At 62.9% G+C, this 17,687-nt stretch carries 17 protein-coding genes; 7 read left to right on the forward strand and 10 right to left on the reverse strand.

From position 1 onward, the window contains the following. Nucleotides 1-4: 4 nt before the first annotated feature. Complete coding sequence (locus OIM99_RS09520) at nt 5-1,213, reverse strand: pyridoxal phosphate-dependent aminotransferase (protein ID WP_311850099.1); 1,209 nt, start codon at nt 1,211-1,213, stop codon at nt 5-7. A gap of 226 nt (nt 1,214-1,439) precedes the next feature. On the opposite strand from OIM99_RS09520, the gene OIM99_RS09525 reads away from it, so the two are divergent. Further along, nucleotides 1,440-1,703: a hypothetical protein gene (locus OIM99_RS09525; protein ID WP_311850100.1), complete on the forward strand. Its 264-nt coding sequence runs from the start codon at nt 1,440-1,442 to the stop codon at nt 1,701-1,703. 62 nt (nt 1,704-1,765) lie between these two features. Continuing rightward, nucleotides 1,766-2,185, forward strand: a complete 420-nt coding sequence (locus tag OIM99_RS09530; protein WP_311850101.1) for a helix-hairpin-helix domain-containing protein — start codon at nt 1,766-1,768, stop codon at nt 2,183-2,185. Between the two features lie 57 nt (nt 2,186-2,242). Here the strand turns inward: OIM99_RS09530 and OIM99_RS09535 are convergent, their stop codons facing one another. The 7 genes from OIM99_RS09535 to OIM99_RS09565 all read right to left on the reverse strand — a co-directional run bounded on the left by OIM99_RS09535 (nt 2,243) and on the right by OIM99_RS09565 (nt 9,864). Then, nucleotides 2,243-2,602, reverse strand: coding sequence for a DMT family protein (locus tag OIM99_RS09535; protein WP_311850102.1), 360 nt, complete (start codon nt 2,600-2,602; stop codon nt 2,243-2,245). 77 nt (nt 2,603-2,679) lie between these two features. After that, a complete protein-coding gene (locus tag OIM99_RS09540; protein ID WP_311850103.1) occupies nt 2,680-3,900 on the reverse strand; it encodes an MFS transporter in 1,221 nt (406 codons plus the stop codon). Nucleotides 3,901-3,974: 74 nt separating this feature from the next. Further along, a complete protein-coding gene (locus OIM99_RS09545) occupies nt 3,975-5,195 on the reverse strand; it encodes a DUF1501 domain-containing protein (protein ID WP_311850104.1) in 1,221 nt (406 codons plus the stop codon). Nucleotides 5,196-5,200: 5 nt separating this feature from the next. Further along, nucleotides 5,201-6,676, reverse strand: a complete 1,476-nt coding sequence (locus OIM99_RS09550; RefSeq protein ID WP_311850105.1) for a DUF1800 family protein — start codon at nt 6,674-6,676, stop codon at nt 5,201-5,203. Between the two features lie 104 nt (nt 6,677-6,780). Next, nucleotides 6,781-7,908, reverse strand: a complete 1,128-nt coding sequence (locus OIM99_RS09555) for a zinc-dependent alcohol dehydrogenase family protein (RefSeq protein ID WP_311850106.1) — start codon at nt 7,906-7,908, stop codon at nt 6,781-6,783. Between the two features lie 36 nt (nt 7,909-7,944). Continuing rightward, on the reverse strand, nt 7,945-8,826 hold the full coding sequence (locus OIM99_RS09560; protein ID WP_311850107.1) for an NAD(P)-dependent oxidoreductase: 882 nt from the start codon (nt 8,824-8,826) through the stop codon (nt 7,945-7,947). Between the two features lie 198 nt (nt 8,827-9,024). Further along, on the reverse strand, nt 9,025-9,864 hold the full coding sequence (locus OIM99_RS09565) for a hypothetical protein (RefSeq protein ID WP_311850108.1): 840 nt from the start codon (nt 9,862-9,864) through the stop codon (nt 9,025-9,027). Nucleotides 9,865-9,982: 118 nt separating this feature from the next. Here OIM99_RS09565 and OIM99_RS09570 point away from each other — a divergent pair, with 118 nt between their 5' ends. The 3 genes from OIM99_RS09570 (at nt 9,983) to OIM99_RS09580 (ending at nt 12,758) form a co-directional block, all read left to right on the forward strand. After that, the gene (locus tag OIM99_RS09570; protein WP_311850109.1) at nt 9,983-10,945 is read left to right on the forward strand and encodes an ABC transporter substrate-binding protein; all 963 of its coding nucleotides are present in this window, start codon (nt 9,983-9,985) and stop codon (nt 10,943-10,945) included. Between the two features lie 86 nt (nt 10,946-11,031). Then, on the forward strand, nt 11,032-11,850 hold the full coding sequence (locus OIM99_RS09575; RefSeq protein WP_311850110.1) for a DUF1932 domain-containing protein: 819 nt from the start codon (nt 11,032-11,034) through the stop codon (nt 11,848-11,850). Further along, nucleotides 11,847-12,758, forward strand: a complete 912-nt coding sequence (locus OIM99_RS09580; protein ID WP_311850111.1) for an amidohydrolase family protein — start codon at nt 11,847-11,849, stop codon at nt 12,756-12,758. Before OIM99_RS09575 ends, OIM99_RS09580 begins: the two co-directional genes overlap by 4 nt. Nucleotides 12,759-12,940: 182 nt before the next feature. Here OIM99_RS09580 and OIM99_RS09585 read toward each other — a convergent pair whose 3' ends face one another. Together OIM99_RS09585 and OIM99_RS09590 are read right to left on the reverse strand one after the other, a co-directional pair. Continuing rightward, nucleotides 12,941-14,566 (reverse strand): bifunctional 3-(3-hydroxy-phenyl)propionate/3-hydroxycinnamic acid hydroxylase, encoded by a 1,626-nt coding sequence (locus OIM99_RS09585; RefSeq protein ID WP_311850112.1) that lies wholly within the window; start codon nt 14,564-14,566, stop codon nt 12,941-12,943. A gap of 20 nt (nt 14,567-14,586) precedes the next feature. Further along, a complete protein-coding gene (locus tag OIM99_RS09590) occupies nt 14,587-15,366 on the reverse strand; it encodes an IclR family transcriptional regulator C-terminal domain-containing protein (RefSeq protein ID WP_311850113.1) in 780 nt (259 codons plus the stop codon). A gap of 208 nt (nt 15,367-15,574) precedes the next feature. Here OIM99_RS09590 and OIM99_RS09595 point away from each other — a divergent pair, with 208 nt between their 5' ends. Both OIM99_RS09595 and gtdA read left to right on the forward strand, forming a co-directional pair. Further along, nucleotides 15,575-16,375 carry a class II aldolase/adducin family protein gene (locus tag OIM99_RS09595; protein ID WP_311850114.1) on the forward strand — a complete coding sequence of 267 codons (801 nt, stop codon included), beginning with the start codon at nt 15,575-15,577 and terminating at the stop codon, nt 16,373-16,375. A 63-nt stretch (nt 16,376-16,438) separates the two neighbouring features. Then, complete coding sequence (gtdA, locus tag OIM99_RS09600; RefSeq protein WP_311850115.1) at nt 16,439-17,485, forward strand: gentisate 1,2-dioxygenase; 1,047 nt, start codon at nt 16,439-16,441, stop codon at nt 17,483-17,485. Nucleotides 17,486-17,687 lie beyond the last annotated feature (202 nt).

The following is a 17,687-nucleotide window of genomic DNA, read 5'->3' on the forward strand; positions in this document are numbered from 1 at the left end:
TTTTTTACGACAGGCTGGCGGTGAAGCGCTGGATGCGCCGGCAGGCGTCTTCCAGCAGGCCGGTCTTCGCCGCATAGGAAATGCGGAAGTTCGGGCCAAGGCCGAAGGCCGAGCCATGCACAACCGCGACGCCTTCCTGGTGCAGCAAGGCGGTGATGAAGTCCTCGTCGGTTGTCAGCACCTTGCCGTCCTGGGTCTTCTTGCCCATCGCCGCCGAACAATCGGGATAGACATAGAAGGCGCCTTCCGGCGTCGGGCACTTGATGAATTTGGCCTGGTTGAGCATCGAGACCACCAGATCGCGGCGCTCCTCGAAGGCCTTGCGGAAGATCGGCAGATGATCCTGCGGGCCGTTCAAGGCCTCGACCGAAGCCCATTGCGCGATCGTGCAGGCTCCCGAGGTCTGCTGGCCGTGCAGCAGGTCGAGAGCCTTGATCAGGATGTCGGGGCCAGCGGCATAGCCGATGCGCCAGCCGGTCATGGCATAGCTCTTCGACATGCCGTTCATGGTCAGCGCGCGATCCATCAGGTTCGGTTCGATTTGCACCGGCGTCGTGAATTTGAAGTCGCCGTAGATCAGATGTTCGTAGATGTCGTCGCTGAACACCCAGACATGCTTGTTCTTCGGCCGCATTAAAACGTCGGTGAGGGCCTTCAATTCGTCGCGGGTATAGGCCGCGCCCGTCGGGTTCGACGGCGAGTTGAGCAGCACCCACTTGGTCTTCGGCGTGATGGCGCGATCGAGGTCCTCGGGCTGTAGTTTGAAGCCCGACTCGAGCGTCGTCTTGACGATCACCGGCGTGCCGCCAGCAATGGTCACCATGTCCGGATAGCTCACCCAATAGGGCGCCGGGATGATGACTTCATCGCCCTTGTCGCAGGTGGCGAGGAAGGTGTTGAACAGGATCTGCTTGCCGCCCGTGCCGACAATGGTCTGCGACGGCTTGTAGTCGAGTTCGTTCTCGCGCTTGAACTTCTTGGCGATGGCTTCGCGCAGCGGCACGATGCCGAGCACCGGCGGATATTTCGTCTCGCCGCGATTGATGGCGTCGATGGCCGCCTTTTTGATGTGATCGGGCGTATCGAAGTCCGGTTCGCCGACGGAAAGCGAGATGATGTCGCGCCCGGCGTTTTTCAGGTCGCGCGCCACCTGGGTAGCCACCATGGTGGCTGACGGCTTCACGCGGGTCACTGCGCCTGCAAGGAACGACATTTCTGGTCTCCGGAGAGTTATGGATTCTCCATGGGATTCATGGAGGCGGCGGAAAATAGTTTCGCAGAGCCCAAAGGGCAAATGGAAAAGCCGATTTTCGGCCTGTTTTTGATCGAACCTCTGGCGGGTTTGTGCGTTACCACACTGCAAGACGGCAGGGATCGGGCTTATCCCGTTTGGAGCGGGACGTCTGGTTCTTCGTCCCGCCCGTGCCCAGGAGGCTCAGATGCGCTCCCGAAACTGGTCCGAATCGCGTGAAAACAATGGCTTCAGCTATGCAATGCCGCCGGAACTGGCGCAGCAGCAGTTGCGCATGTCGGTTCGGCTGGTGGCTGTGATGGCCTTTGCCATCGCCATTGCTCTGGTGGCGACCGTGCGCGCGCCGGAGCCCGCCAAGGGACCGACCGAAGCGCATCGCAACGGTCCGCCGGTGATGACTTTTGTTGCCGATAACGCGCCAGTGGGTTCAGCCACGGTTCATCTGCGCTGACTAGAGTGAACGGTGTGAGGTGCCCTTAAGCCTTGGGACCTTCCGTTCTACTGGAGACAGCCATGAAGACCCGCATTCTTGCCGCTCTCGCATTCGCGACCGCCCTAACTGGCGCAGCTTTGGCGCAGGCGCCGGCGACTTCAACGCAACCCGCCAAGCCTGTTGTCCCGCCACCGGCCGCAACGGCTCCGACGACGACTGCTCCCGCCACCACAGCCAAGCCCGCAACGCCTGCCGCAACACCTGCAACGGCGCCCACGACCGCTGCCAAGCCGGCTGCCGCGACCGATCTTCTCGACATCAACACCGCCTCCGCCGCCGATCTCGAAAAGCTGAAAGGCATTGGCGCAGCGCGTTCGGCCGCCATCATCAAGGGCCGTCCGTATCGCGGCAAGAACGAGCTGCTCGACAAGAATATCGTGCCGAAGAATGTCTATGAGGACATCAAGGATCACATCATCGCCAAGCAGGCGGCCCGTTAATCGCTCAAGACATAAGTTGCATCGAACGCGCCGCCCGCCAGCGGCGCGTTTTTTATTTCAGATCTTATCCTTGAAGATGAAGGCCGCGCCTGCGGCAATGAGGATGAAGCCGACGGCGTGATTCCAGCCGAGCTGCTCCTTGAGATAGAAGGTCGAGAAGCCGGCGAACACGAGCAAGGTAATCACTTCCTGCATCGTTTTGAGTTCGGCAACGGAATAGAAGGCGCTGCCGTAGCGATTGGCTGGAACGGCGAAGCAATATTCGACGAGCGCGATGCCCCAGCTCGCGAGAATCGCCCAAAGCAGCGGGCTTTCCTTGTATTTCAGATGGCCATACCAGGCGAACGTCATGAAGACGTTCGACAGGATGAGCAGGATGGGGGCAAGCAAGGCCGGCGGGATTAAGTTCGATACCATTTCCGCTCCAGATAGGGCGTCTTCGTCATGTCGAGGGGTGACAGAGTTTTGCTTAGCACGAACGACGCGGCAAAGTTTTATGTCGTATTGGGATCAAGCTGCCCTGTGCTGCGTGGCGCGAAAAATCGCGCATTGAGAAGCCAAAATGCTAAGCCGGCCAAGGCGATGGCCCCCAGGATCAGGAAGGCGGCGCCATAGCTCCATCGGTCGGCGGCGAAGCCGGCGATGGTGGTGCTGAAGGCCGCGCCGATGCCTTGGACGGTCATGACGGCGCCGAGGCCGGCATTGACGTGGCCCGTGCCGGCCAGAACCTGAGCGACGAGGCCGGGCAAAGCGACGCCCAGGAGGCCGGCGCCGACGCCGTCGAGAATCTGCACGGGGATGAGCGCGCCAGGTTCGGTGAAAGACCAGGCGATGAGGCCCCGGATCGGTAGCGCGACAAGAGCGGCGATGAAAAGCGGGCTATAGCCGCGCACTTCGGCAATACGGGCGGCAAGCAAAGCCGCCGGTATCATGGTGATTTGTGCGATCAGAATGGTCGCGGCCGTATAGGCGCTCGGATCCCATTGATCGCCGCGCGCCACCATGGCTTGGCCGAGAAGCGGCAGCATCGCGGCGTTGCCGAGATGAAAGAGCGCCATCGTCACGGCGATGACGATCAAAGGGCGCGAGGTGAGCAAGGTGGAATAACTGCTGACAGCTGGCGCGTCCGCGCCGACATTTTCCCGCCCGCGCGCCGCTTCATGGTCGATGTCGCCGCCCTTGATGGAGAGCACCGCGATGGCCGATGCCACGGCCATCGCGGACATCAAGACGAATATCGCGACGAAACCGAAGAGATAACCGAGAAGCCCGGCTAGCGCTGCGGCAGAGGCATTACCCGCATGGTTGAACGCTTCATTGCGGCCGAGCTGATGGGCGAAGCCCGCCTGTTTGACGAGGCCCAGGGTTAAGGCCGCGATGATGGGTCCCATGGCGGCGCCGCCAATGGCGCTGATCGTCTGCGCCGCGGCGGTGATGGGAAATGTCGGATACAGATAGTTGATGGTGTTCGCCAGGATGACCGCGACAATGGCCGTGATCGCCAATGCCCGTTTGGCTTTCGTGGTGTCGACCAGAATGCCCGCCGGCGTGGTTGCGATCATGCCGGCCAGGCCGCCGATCGTCATGACGATCCCGATCTCCGAAGCGCTCCACTGCCGGTTCTGCAAAAAGACACCCAAGAACGGACCTAATCCGTCGCGGACATCGGCCATGAAGAAATTGGCGGCGTTCAATGCCGTAACGGAGGTGGCCATCGATGCGGGGCTCGCGAGCAATACAAGCGTGATCCAATCGATGGCATAATCCGTATCGAACGCAATTGGTTTCTTTATGCGATCAGGCCACGTAGCGGTTTGGCCGAAATCGAATCCGGGAAAACGCCTTCGATCTGCGCCGTGCCGATGTTGAGGTGATCGACCAAGAGGCCTTTGAGCACGGCGCGCAGATCGGTCGTCGCCTTCAGGTCGCGTTTTTCAAACAATTGCTCGTCGCGCAGGCCCGGCCAATCGGCGACCATCTTGCCGCCGGCCAAAGCGCCGCCGGCGAGGAAAGCGACGGTGCCGGTGCCGTGATCGGTGCCCGTCGTGCCGTTGACCTTCGCCGTGCGGCCGAATTCGGTGATGGCGACGACGACCGTGTCCTTCCAGGCCGGGCCAAGGCCGGTTTCGAATTCGGCGATGGCGGCATCGAGGCCGGCCACCAATTGCGCCAGGCGGCCGGTGGCGCCGCCTTCATTGGCATGGGTGTCCCAGCCATCATAGGCCAGTGCGGCGATGCGCGGGCCATCGTCGGCGGCAAGCAGTTTGGCGGCGCCGCGCGCCGGCGTGCGCATGGCTTCGATCACATTGCCGCCGACGGGCCGCATGCCGCCGGCTTCGCGCTGGGCGATCTTCTCGATGTCGAGACTTTCGGTGAGCACCGTGGCGAGCGCCTTGTCCTGTTCGCGATAAAGCGCCAGCAGGCGTTGTTCGAGATCGTCCTGCACCGCGGGCAAAGTGCTCGGCGTCCAGCCGGTGACCGGCGCGCCACCGCGCAGGATGAGCGGCGTCGCCGGACCGACGCCGAGGGCTTTTCCGCGTGACGCGACACGTTCGCCCTTGGGCAGAACCGAGACTGCCCGGTTAAGCCAGCCGGAATCGGTGCGTCCGGCACCGGCGTAGCCGCTTTCCAATACGTCCTGGCCGTCGAAATGCGAGCGGTCGCGATAGGCAGTCGCCGTGGCGTGAACGATGGTCGCCTGCCGCGCGCCATAAAGGCGGGCCAGATTGGTCATCGAGGGATGCAGCGCGAAAAAGCCGTCGAGCGGCAAAGCCGGCGTGTCGCCGGTGAGCGACAACGCGATGGGGCCGTGCAAGGCGGCATAAGCGGGATCGCCGACGGGTGGAACGGCGCCGAGGCCATCGAGCGCGCCGCGCAGGATGATGGTGATGAAGCGGGGATCTCTGGCATCGGCGGCGCGGGCGAAGCGCGGCAGATAAGACCAGGCGAACAGCGCGCCACCGGTGACGAGAAGCTGTCGGCGCGTGGCATGCAGGAGGGTGGAGGCCATGATGGTTATCTCCTCTGGAATTCCGGCGACATCAGCACGAGGGCGATGGCCTGTTCGCGCGACTCAGCGCGTCCGATGGTTTGTTTGAGATCGGCCGAGGCGGCGGCGCCGGCGGCGGCATCGAGCGCTTCCTGCGGATCGGTGAGATTGCCGAGGCGCTTGGCGATCTGATTGGAAATTTCCAGCCGCGCCTTCATGCCGTTGGGTGTGGCCCAGGCGAAATTGGTGTCGGCAAAACCGTTCGGGCCAGGGGGCTGCCACAGCGGCGCGCCCATCAGGGCAAGCGAACCAAGATAACGCTGCGGCTGATCGGGCGTGCGCGCGAACAGGCGCGACGAGGCGACCAGAAATTCGTAAGGACTGCGGATCTTGGTGAGCGGCGTCGACCAGGCGAGCGGATCGCTGACGAGTGCGGTCGAGACCGCTTTCAGATCGCCGTCGCTGTCGCGAAACACTTTCGCCAGCTTATCGACGAGGGCCGGTGGCGGATCGTCGGCGATAAAATGGCGCACCAGTTTGGTGGCGATGAATTTGGCGGTCGAGGGATGGCGCGCCAGATCGGTCAGCGCCTGTTCGCCTTGGGTTACGCCACCTTCCGCATAGGTCTTCTGCAGCAAGGTGTGATCGCCGGGTTCATGCGCATTGGCGTTGAAGGTGAACGTGCCGGGCGTGCCCAGACGCGCGGCCGGTCCGACGACCGTCCAGCCGGTGATGATGCGGGCGAAAGACGTGACATCGGCCTGGGTATAGCCGCCGTCGACGCCGAGCGTGTGTAGCTCCATGATCTCGCGCGCCAGATTTTCGTTGAGGCCGCGTTTGCCGTTTTGTCCGGCGCGGGAATTGGGTCCGATCGATTGCGCGTTGTCGAGATAGAACAGCATGGCGGGATGCTGTTCGACGGCGCGCAGCAGATCGGCGAAATGGCCGAGCACATGCGGGCGGATCGCTTCGCGTTCGAAAGCGCCGGCCGTGATGCGCACGCCTGGGCCTTTGATCGCCGAAATGCAGAAATGATTGGACCAGAAGGTGACAAGCCGTTCGACGAAGCCGCAGGCCGGCGCATGGGTGCGCTGGATGCGGGCCAAAGCTTCGGCGCGGAAACGTTCGGTGATGACGTTGAAATTGGGCTGCGGCGGCAGCGGTGCGGGCGGCGGTGTTGCAGGCGTTTCCGTCGGCTCGCTTGCAATTTGGCCGTTTGATGCTTGGGCATTGGCGGTGGCGTTCGCGGTCTGTTGATTGACCGCGAGGCGATAGGTGCGTTCCTGCTGTTGCAGGCCGTAAAGTTCGCTCAGCAAGGCGTCGGTCGAACGTAGGATCGGATTTTCGAGAAGCGTTGAACGCGGGTTCGTCAGTTCAGCCAGGACGAAGCCGCGCGGATCGCTTGCCGCTGCGGCGAGATCGCCAGAGTTACCGCCGCGTGCGCCAAAGCCGAAGCGGTTGAGCGCGACGAGAGCTTGCTGCGCTGAATTGTTTGCCGCCATCGCGTCGTCTCACGAATGATCGCGTTTAAGCTTCCCGACTATGCCATGACAAACATGGCTGCAGGATGAACGGATCAGGGAGAATGCGGGGTCGAAGCTGACAGTCAGCTGAAACGAACGACCTGCCGGATCGCCTTGCCTTCGCGCAGCCGATCGAAACCGGCGTTGACGTCGTCCAGGTTGATCTGGTCGGTCAGCAGCCGGTCGACCGGCAGGCGGCCGCGCCGGAAAAGATTGAGATAGCGCGGCAGATCGCGCGCGGGCACGCAGGTGCCGATGTAGCTGCCTTTCAGGGTGCGCTCTTCGGCGACAAGGCTGACGGCGGGGATTTGCAACATGGCTGACGGCGCGGGCAGGCCGCCGGTGACGGTGGTGCCGCCGCGTTTGGTGACGGCATAGGCCAGTTCGAGCGCCTTCGCCGATCCGGCCAGTTCGATCACCGTGTCATAGCCACCATTGCTCGCGTCACGAATGTTGGCGATGGCATCGGCGCTGCCTGACTCGAAAGTTTCCGTCGCGCCGAGCTGACGGGCGACGGCGAGCTTGCCGGCATCGAGATCGATGGCGGCGACACGGTCGGCGCCACAGGCGACTGCCCCCAACAAGGCCGAGAGCCCGACGCCGCCAAGACCGACGATGGCGACTGTCGATCCTGCCGAAATCTGTGCGGTGTTGATCACCGCGCCGACGCCGGTGAGCACGGCGCAACCGAAGAGTGCCGCGTGTTCGAGCGGAATATCCTTGTCGATGCGCACGAGCGAGCGGCGCGAGACCACGGCGTGATCGGCGAAGGCCGACACGCCCATGTGGTGATTGATCGGCGTGCCGTTGCGGCTGATGCGTTTCTCACCCGACAGCAACGTCCCGGCGCCGTTGGCGGCAGCGGCTGGTTCGCACAGCGCCGGGCGGCCGGTGGCGCAGGGCAGGCAATGGCCGCAGCTCGGCACGAAGACCAAAACGACATGATCGCCGATGCTCAGATCATCGACGCCCGTGCCCAAAGCGGCGACGACGCCGGAGGCTTCATGGCCGAGCGCCATGGGCGTGGGGCGCGGCCGCGATCCGTCGATCACAGAAAGATCGGAATGGCAGAGGCCGGCGGCGGCGATGCGCACCAGCACTTCGCCGGGGCCGGGTGGAGCGATGTCGATCTCCTGGATCGTCAGCGGGCGCGAGGTGGCATAAGGCGGGGACCGGCCCATGTCTTCGAGAATGGCGGCGCGCACTTTCATGGGGTCCCTCCTGTCGCGCGGGCATGGTAGCCAATCTCAGCCTTTCACTTCAACGCCGGCCGGCCGTTCGAAATATTCGACGATGGAATTGTAGCCGCGCTTCGGGTTTTCTGCGTAGGCGCTGTTCCAGATGTCCATCACCGCCGTGCCGATGGGCGCCGGCAGGCCCATGGCCTCGATGGTTTCCATGTAGAGCTGCATGTCCTTGACGCCGATGCTCATCGGCGAGGCGAAGTCGCGCGGCAGAATGGAGCGCGGGAATTTATCCGATGTCGCGGAATTGCGGCCGCTGCCGTCGTTGAGGGCGTCGATCAAGGCGCCGGGGTTGAGGCCGGCTTTGACACCCATGACGATGGCCTCGCAGGACACGGTGAGCGCGGTGATAGACAAGGCATTGTTGATGACCTTGGCAATCTGCGCCATGCCGGGCTCGGTGCCGACATGGTGAACGCGTTCCGTCAGGCTGCGCAGCAAGGGCTCGATCCGCGCGAAGATGTCGTTTGGTCCGGCGCAGACGAAAGCGAATGTGCCGGCATCGACACCGCGCGAGCCACCGGCCGCGCCCGTCACCGGACAATCGAGCACGGCGATCTGGGCCTGCGCGAGATGATCGGCAATGTCGCGCATCGTCTTGACGCCAAGGGTCGAACATTCGACCAGGATGCGCAGACGCGTAGCACCGGCGATCTCGTCAGCGACGGCGCGGCTGATAGCAGGGGCCGGCAGGCAGACGAAGGCGATCTCGCATGTGTCTGCCACTGCACGGGCCGAGGCCGCAACGGTCGCGCCGGCTTCCGCCATGCGTTGCCGCATCTTAGGATCGGCATCGTAGATGGTGAGGCGGCGTCCCGATTGAAGCAGTTTGCGCGCCAAGGCGCCGCCGAGCGCGCCGGTGCCGATGAAGCCGATCTCGAACATGATCAATCCGTTTGTCAGGCGGTGTGTCGAAAATCCTTCGTGTCATCCCCGACAGCCGCGCAGCGGCTGAGCGGGGATCCAGGGGCGAGTGGTAAAAAGCCACATCAATTCTCACCTGCACTGTGTTCAGCATTCGTGTGGTTGCTCTGGATTCCCGCTCGCGCTTCGCGCGTCGGGAATGACACTGAGAACATCCTGCTAGAAAGCCGGCATATCCGCCAGGAAAAGATGGAGTGGGGCTTCAGCCGCGATCGTAGCGCTTTCGCCGGCTTCCAGCGCGAAAGCCGAATGGGCGCGCAGAGCGTTGTCGCCGATCCTGCCGGTGCCGGACAAAACGAAGCCGATACGCCAACCGTCGCGCGCTGAGAGCGCATGCGCTCGGTTGGCATCAAGGCGCAGCAAAACGAAGGCGGTGCCGCGCGTGCCGAAATCGCCCAGGTGTTTTGACGTGATCCCCGGCGCGATATCGCTCCAGGCTTGCTCTTGCGGGCGCATCAGGATCGGTGCGTCCCAGCGCTTGGGCGCATAGGCGATGCGGCGCCCGCTGACGTTCTCCCAGATCGCCTCGAAGGCATCCTGATTGCGGCGGGTGCCATCAGGCGGATCGTCGGTGCGGCGATAGATACCGTTCTCGAACGTGCCGTGACGTTGCAGCGTCGCCATGCCGTCGTTCATCTGTCGTTCGCTGATAAAGCCTTCGCCGCTGTCGCCGCCGAATTGAATGGTGATGCCGAGCCGTTCGTTGTCAGCCTCTTCGGGACCATAGGGTGTGCTTTCGGGGAAATAAGCCAGTTCGCCCGGCCTGATCCAATGGTTCGGCCCATAATTGATGTCGCCTTCGATGGCGAGGCGAAGCTGATCGAAGTTGTGGCGATGGCGCGGCGTCGCAATCGGTCCGTTGGTGCGCACGTAAACCAGGCGGAAGTTATCGGGCCGTCCTTCCGCGCCGGCGAGCAGCGTGCGGAACAATTTGCCGCCGCCGCGAAATTCCGGTGTCGTCACCGCGCCGTCCTGCACATCCGCATGGCCGATCTTCATGTCGTCCTCCCAGGACGTTGTGGGCGCTTATGTGGCCCTTGTCCCTATTGAACGCGTATTTACAGCCCCTGGGCAAGCCTCTACGCTCCTGCGCAATAAAAAATCTTCGGGAGGAGAAATGGCACGCTTTTTCGTGGGGCGAGTTGCGGCTTTTGTCGTTGGCCTGGCGCTTGCCGGTGTTGCCCAGGCCCAGACCAAATTGAAAGTCGGTAAATCCGGCGGCCCGATGATCCTAACCATCGTCGACGTCGGCAATGAGGCCGGCATCTGGAAGCAGTTCGGTCTGGAGGTGGAGTCGATCTATTTCGGTGGTGAGTCGCAGACGATGGTTGGTCTCGCGTCCGGTTCCGTCGATCTGGGTTTCGGATCGGGGCCTGGGCTCGCCTATCCGGTGAAGGGCGTACCGGTCACCGCCATCGCCGCTGTCAGCGGTGCGCCTTACAATATGGTGGTGCTGGTGGCGAACCCATCGCCGATCAAATCCCTGGCCGATCTGCGCGGCAAGAAACTTGGCGTGACGTCGGCCGGCTCGTTAACCGACTGGATGGCGCGCGAAATTGGCCGTGGCCAGGGCTGGGGCAATGACGGGGTGATCTCCTTTCCGACCGGCGCGTCGCGCACGTCCATCGCCGCCATGCGCTCTGGCGATATCGACGGTGTCGTCATGGGCGCGGCGACGGCTTTCGATGCGCAGTTGAACAAGCAGGGGCAGGTGCTGGCGCCGCTTGGCGACATCGTGAAGGATTTTCATTCCAACGTTCTGTTCGCGCGCAACGAGCTGATCGCCAAATCGCCGGATGTGGTGCAGCGCTTCGTCGATGGCTGGTTCAAGGCGGTGGCTTTCGCCAAGGCCAATCCGGAGATCACCATCAAGGTCAGCGCCGCCACCTTGCGGATCAGCCCGGAATCGGCGCGTGCCGCCTATGAGGATGAGATCACCCGCATGGTCCGCGACAAGGGCGGATTCGACAAAGGTGCGGTCGAAGTGATCCGCCGGTCGCTGCGCGAGATCGGCACGCTCGCCGATCCGCCGCCGGCGGAAAAGCTTTATGATGAACGGTTTCTGGCCCACCATAAATAGTTTCGCGCGACCATAGTTGTCAGCCTGGGCCGGAATGTTTACGGATCATCGCCACGGATGACCCATTCAAGACTAAGGGAACGCTCATGTCCGGCCATATTACACTCGGCATCATCGGCTTCGGTGAAGTCGGATCGACCTTCGCCCGTGAATTCCTTGCGCGCGGCGGTGTGTCGATTTCGACATATGACATTCTTTTCAATGATCCCCAGAAGGGACCAGCGAAAATCGAACTGGCGAAAAGCCTCGGCGTGCGGCCGGCTAAGAGTGCGGCCGACGCCAGCCGCGATGCGCGCATCGTCATCTCCGCCGTGACGGCGTCCAATGTTCTGGATGTGGCCGGCGAAGCGGCCGGCTATCTCAACCAGGGCCAGTTATTCTTCGACATCAATTCGGCTTCGCCGGTGACGAAGAAGACGGCGGCGGGCAAGGTCAATGCCTCGCATGCCAAATATGTCGAAGGCGCGGTGATGGCGCCGGTGCCGGGCCCCGGCATTCAAGTGCCGATCCTGGCCGGCGGTCCGGCGGCGGAAGAAGCCGCGGCGCTGCTCAATGGCCTTGGCATGAACGTGACGCCGGTGACGACGGAACCGGGCCGCGCTTCCGCGATGAAGCTCTGCCGCTCGATTGTCATCAAGGGCCTTGAAGCGATCATGGTCGATTGCGCTGCCGCCGCGAAGCAATGGGGCGTGGAAGACGAAGTGTTCGCCAGCCTCGATGCCAGCTATCCGTCGATCGATTTTCGCCAGCTTGCGGAAACGATGGGCGGTCGTGTACGTCAGCACGGCATTCGCCGCGCCGCGGAAATGCGGGAGGCGGCGATGATGGTCGAAGATCTGGGCATGAACCCGGGCCTTTGCAGCGCCATCGCCGACGCACAAGAAAGAGGAGCCGATAAGAAATGAGTGCGCTCGACAAGCATAAGAATCCGCCGAACGATTTCACGCCGACCATTCCGCCGCCGGATCGCGACACCAAGACGCCGAAATTCAAACTGCCGCACAATGCGACGGACGCGCACTGCCACATCTTCGGGCCGGGCGACAAATATCCCTTCGCGCCGGATCGCTCCTATACGCCGCCGGATTCGGGCCTGGAGAAATTCGCTGCCTTGCAGGCCAAGCTCGGCCTCACCCGCGCGGTGATCGTCAATGCCTCGTGCCACGGCAATGACAACACCGTTTGTCTCGACGCCATCGCGCAGTCGAACGGTCGCTATCGTGCCGTCGCCAATATCGACGACACGTTCAGCGAAGAGGCGATCGCGGAACTGCACAAGGGTGGCATTCGCGGCTGCCGCTTCAACTTCGTCGCCCATCTTGGCGGCGTGCCCGACATGCGCGTGTTCCACAACGTCGTCGACAAGATCAAGAACTTCGGGTGGTCGCTCGACGTGCATTTTGACGCGATCGATCTGCCCGAATATGCGCCGATGCTCGCCAAACTGCCGGTGATCTACACGATCGATCACATGGGCCGCGTCAAGGCGAGCGACGGCTTGCAGCAGAAGCCGTTCGAATGCCTCGTCAACCTGATCAAGGACGACGAGAAGTGCTGGGTGAAGGTGTGCGGTTCCGAGCGCGTGTCCTCGACCGGCTATCCCTTCCACGATGCCGTACCGTTCGCCCGCCAGATCTGCGAACTGGCGCCCGACCGCATCATCTGGGGCACCGACTGGCCGCACCCGAACGTCAAGCAGATGCCGAACGACGGCGATCTCGTCGATCTGATCCCGCTGTTCGCGCCCGAGCCGGAACTGCAGCAGAAGCTGCTCGTCACCAATCCGGGCCGGCTCTATTTCGACGAGAAATAGGTTTTGGGCTCTGACGATATGAAGACGCCCGTCTCGCGAGAGGCGGGCGTTTTTGTTTTGGGGCCTTGGTGTCATCCCGGGCGCGATAGCGACCCGGGATCCAGGGGCGAGTGGTACAACATCAGTCGTTCTACCATTTGCCCCTGGATCCCGGATCACGCTGCGCGTGTCCGGGATGACACTCAGGTTTCGCGTGAAGCGGCAACGCGCTGGCGCACCGCATCGGCCAGTCTGGCAATATCCGCCGGTGACGTGATCGTCGCCGCCGCCATCGTGTAGCGGTCGGGCCGCACGACGACGAGGCTGTCCTTTGCCACGGGCAGCATCGCTTCCAGCAATCCGTCCACGTCCCGGCAGGCCAGGATCGCTGGATCGGCGCGGCGGTCGATGTTGAGGCGCATCGGGCTGATGGCGAGCAGGCGCAGGTCCTTAAGGCCGAAGTCTTCGCCTTGTGCCTGCGCGATCGTCGCTTGCGCGTTCTCGCCATAGGCGATGAGCGCGAAGTGATTGCCGATCAGAGTGTCCATCTTGGCGGTCGAGCGATCCAACAATTCGACCGTCGGCTGCGGGAACATGCGGCCGATGACTTTCGAGGCCTCATCTTCCACCAGGAAGCCGTGCTTGTAATAGGGCTTCGGCTTGAACTTCATCTGCGCGAAATAATTCTGCAGTTTCGGCACGAAACGCATCAGGCGGAAGGCGCCCTGCACGAGGAAGGCCTGCACGGGCGAGGTCGGCATCATCACCCGGCCGATGTTGATGGCGAATTCGATCAGCGCCCAGGCATGCGGTTTGCGTTCGGTCTGATAGGTGTCGAGCACGCCGGGACCGAGGTTGCCTTTGGCGATGGCGGTGAAGCGCCAGGCGAGCGCATGGGCGTCGCGCACGCCGCTGTTCATGCCCTGGCCGGCAAAGGGCGGCGTCAGATGCGCGGCATCGCCGGCCAAATAGATGTGCTTGCTGTTCCACGTGTCGCAGACACGCGCGTGGAAGGCATAAACCTGGCGGCGCACGATCTTGGCGTCGGCATCGGGACCATAAGCGGCAAGCAGCTTCTTGACCGATTCCGGCGTGGCGATTTCTTCGTCGGATTCGCCCTCGCGCAGTTTGAATTCGTAGCGGCGCTTGCCGTCGGGGCCCGGCAGGCAGATCGCGGCGCGGGCCGGATTGCATAGCACGCGGGTCTGGCGCAGGCGCTCCTTCGTCTCTTCCATGTCGACGATGAGCCATTTGTCGGGATAGGTCGATCCCTGCAATTCGGCACCGATGATCTTGCGCAGCGCGCTGCGGCCGCCGTCGCAGGCGGCGAGATATGTCGCGCGAATGGTCAGCGGCGTGCCGTCGAGGCGTCTGATGACGACGGTGACACCGTCGGCATCTTCCGCAACGCTTTCGAACATGTGCTGAAACAAGGGTTCGACGCTTGCCCAGCGCGACAGGCCCTGGCGCAAGGTCGCTTCGAGTTCGGGCTGGGTGAAGGCGCTGCGGCGCGGATAGCCATATTCGCGGGTCGTCGGTTCGACGCGGGCGAAATTGATGCCTGACATCGACATGTAATGCGAGCCATAGTCGGGCGCGACATTGGCCATCACGTCGTCGATCAGGCCGCAGGCCTGCATGGTGCGCAAGGATTCGTCGTCGATGGAGACCGCGCGGGGCGCTTGCACAGTGAACTCATTGCGTTCGACGAGAATGGTCGCCACGCCGGCCTCGCCGAGCAGATTGGCCAGCGTCAATCCCGTTGGGCCGGCGCCGATGATGACGACGTCGCAGGTTTTATCGGGCCGAACCCGGTCAAGCGTAGTCACTTATCCCCCCTCAAATGATATCAGGCGACTTTCTGTGTCGCTTTGGTGGCGGCTTCGTAGCGGTGGCGCAAATCCTCAGCCAGCAGGCTGGCGGCGGAGACGACGAGCAGGATCAGCCGGCGCCGCTGGCCTTCGTCGATGCCGGCGTCATGAGCGACGATCGACAGCGACGCGACGATGCCGGCATCTTTCAGGATGACCGGCGCGGAGATGCCGGCGAGGCCCGGATCGATTTCGCTCGCCGTCGAGCAGAAACCGCGCTTGCGGATATCGGCCAGCTCCGTGCGCAGAGCTTCCACTTTGGCCTCGGCCTTATTGTCGAGGCCGGCATTTTCGATGAGCTTGTTGAACTGGCGCGTCGGCAGATGGGCGAGAATGACCTTCGATGTCGAGCCGCGTACCAGCGGCATCGGTCGGCCGCGTTCATAGCTCGAACGGAAAGGGGTGTCGGCGGCCGCCTCGTCGGCGACGCACATCACCGAGCCATTGTAGAAACGCGCCAACATGGCGACGCAGGGCACATGGGCCTGCATCACCACATCGTGCAGGACCGGGCGGCCGGCGACCACCAGCGGGTCGGTGAGGCGCAGCGACCGGTCGAATTCGATGAAGGCCGGTCCCAGCCGATAAGAGGCTTCCGCCGCCTGTTCGAGAAAGCCGCTGGCGACGAGATCGCGCACGGTGCGGTAAACGGTGCTGGCCGGCACGCCGGTGGTTTCAGCCAAGGCTGGTACGGTCCAGGCCGGAGTGTCCGGGGTGAACAGGCGCAAGACGCCGAGGAATCTGCTGAAGCCAGCCATCTGCCTTGCTCCTTTGTCAGAATTCTACTGACCTGTTCGCAATAGCCATCATGATTATTATTTTTTGAGAATATTGACAATCGAAATCGTGCACGATAATCATATTTGCGTGGAGCGATGGCAAATGCCTTGCCCGTGACGCGTTTGTGGGCGAGGGATTGCGGCAAGGCCTCGGCGCAGGGCCGGGCCATCGGGAGGAGCAAAGCGTATGTGTGCACCGGGACATAGTCATTCGTTCGATCCGGCGAGTGCCGGGGGCTTGGCCTCCACGGCGGCTGCGGTTGGCCCGAAAGCCGATGCCGACCTCATCAACGATCTCGTCACAGCCAATCACATTCTCTACGGCGAGGGTATCGTCGATGCCTTCGGCCATGTCAGCGCCCGCCACGACAAGCGGCCCGACCGGTTCCTGCTGGCCCGCAATATGGCGCCGGCCACGGTTGAAGCCGAAGACATTCTCGAATTCGATCTCGACGGCGCGCCGGTCGATGCCCAGGGGCGGTCGGTCTATCTCGAACGGTTCATTCATGCCGAAATCTACCGGGCGCGGCCCGATGTGATGGGCATCGTGCATTCGCATTCCATGTCGGTCGTGCCGTTCAGCCTGGTGCCGTCGTTTCCGTTCCGCGCGGTCACCCATATGGGCTCGTTCATCGGCACCTGCGCGCCGATCTTCGATCTGCGCGATGTGGTCGGCGACGACAATGATCTCCTCATCACCAACGGCATGCAGGGCAAGGCGCTAGCGAAAGTGCTGGGCGATTTGAACGTGGTGCTGATGCGCGGCCATGGTTCGACGGCGGTCGGCAGCAGCCTGCGCGAAGCGGTGTTTCGCGCCGTCTATACCGAACAGAATGCCCGCGTGCTGTCGGATGCGGCGCGCCTCGGCGGCCCGATCACGTCACTGAGTGAAGGCGAAACCCGCACCGCCACCCGCGTCATTGGCGGCACGGCCTCGCGGGCTTGGAATCTGTGGGCCTTGCAGGCGCAAGGCGACATGGAAGGTTGAAGACCTGAGCAGACTTGAAGCAGCAGACTTGAATAAGCAGACTTGCAACAGATGGAGCCTATGATGTCGACAGCCACCGCAGTCGCGCCGGCCAAGGACCGGCAGAAATTCTACGACCGCCTCGCGCCGCAGAATCTGGCGCCATTGTGGGAAGTGCTCAAGGGCCTCGTGCCGCTCGAGCCGAAGAGCAAGTTCGTGCCGCATCTCTGGCGCTTCAAGGATTGCCGCGATTTCCTGATGGAAGCCGGCGATCTCCTGACGGCGGAAGAGGCGGAACGCCGCGTGCTGGTGTTCGAGAACCCGGCCATGCCGGGCGGATCGCGCATCACCGCCACCATGTATTCGGGCATGCAGCTCATCCTGCCGGGTGAGATCGCGCCGGCCCATCGCCACACCGCCTCGGCGCTGCGCTTCGTGCTCGAAGGCAATCTCGGTTACACGGCGGTGGCGGGCGAGCGCACCGAAATGGAGCGCGGCGACTTCGTCATCACGCCGAACTGGGCCTGGCACGACCACGGCCAGGAACACGACAAGCCGGTGATCTGGGTCGACGGTCTCGACCTGCACATGATCAACTTCTTTGAGACGGCGTTCAGTGAGCATGCCAACGACAAGGCGCAGCTCGTGCAGAAGCAGATGGGTGAATCGCAAGCGCGCTGGGGCACCAATATGGCGCCGTTCCAGATGGCTTCGCCCTTCGGCCTGACGACGCCGATCTTCAACTACAAGTACAAGCCGAGCCGCGAAGCGCTGCTGGCGATCGCGGCGGCCGGCAAGCCCGATCCACATCGCGGCCATGCGCTGCGCTACACCAATCCGATCGACGGCGGTTGGGCGATGCCGACCATTGCGACCTGGTTGTGGAACTTGCCGCAAGGTTTTGAGACCAAGCCGCTGCGCTCGACGGACGGCCAGACGGTCATCGTCGTCGAAGGCGAGATCGAAGTCGAAGCCGGCGACAAGACGTTCCGCGCCGGCGAAAGCGACGTCATCTCGATGCCGAGCTGGACGTGGCGGAAGTATCGTGCCTCCAAGGATGCGATCCTCTTCACCTTCTCCGACCGCAGCGCGCAGGAGAAGCTCGGCCTGTTCCGCGAGGAACTGCGCTAAGCTGCATTCAAACTGATCGATGACGACGCCGCGGCTGACATCAGCCGCGGCGTTTTTGTTGATGCGTGCGAGGCCTCATGCTTCGCGCCCTATATATGTTCTTCCATACGGCAAAGCCCCGCCGCCCGGTCATAGACGTAAGCTGTCGCCCTCATAACGAAGGGCGATCGGGCCCGTCGTGATCGGCCCTGGCACGCTCCGG

The organism is Methylocella sp. CPCC 101449 (assembly GCF_031921685.1).
Lineage (GTDB): Bacteria > Pseudomonadota > Alphaproteobacteria > Rhizobiales > Beijerinckiaceae > Terripilifer.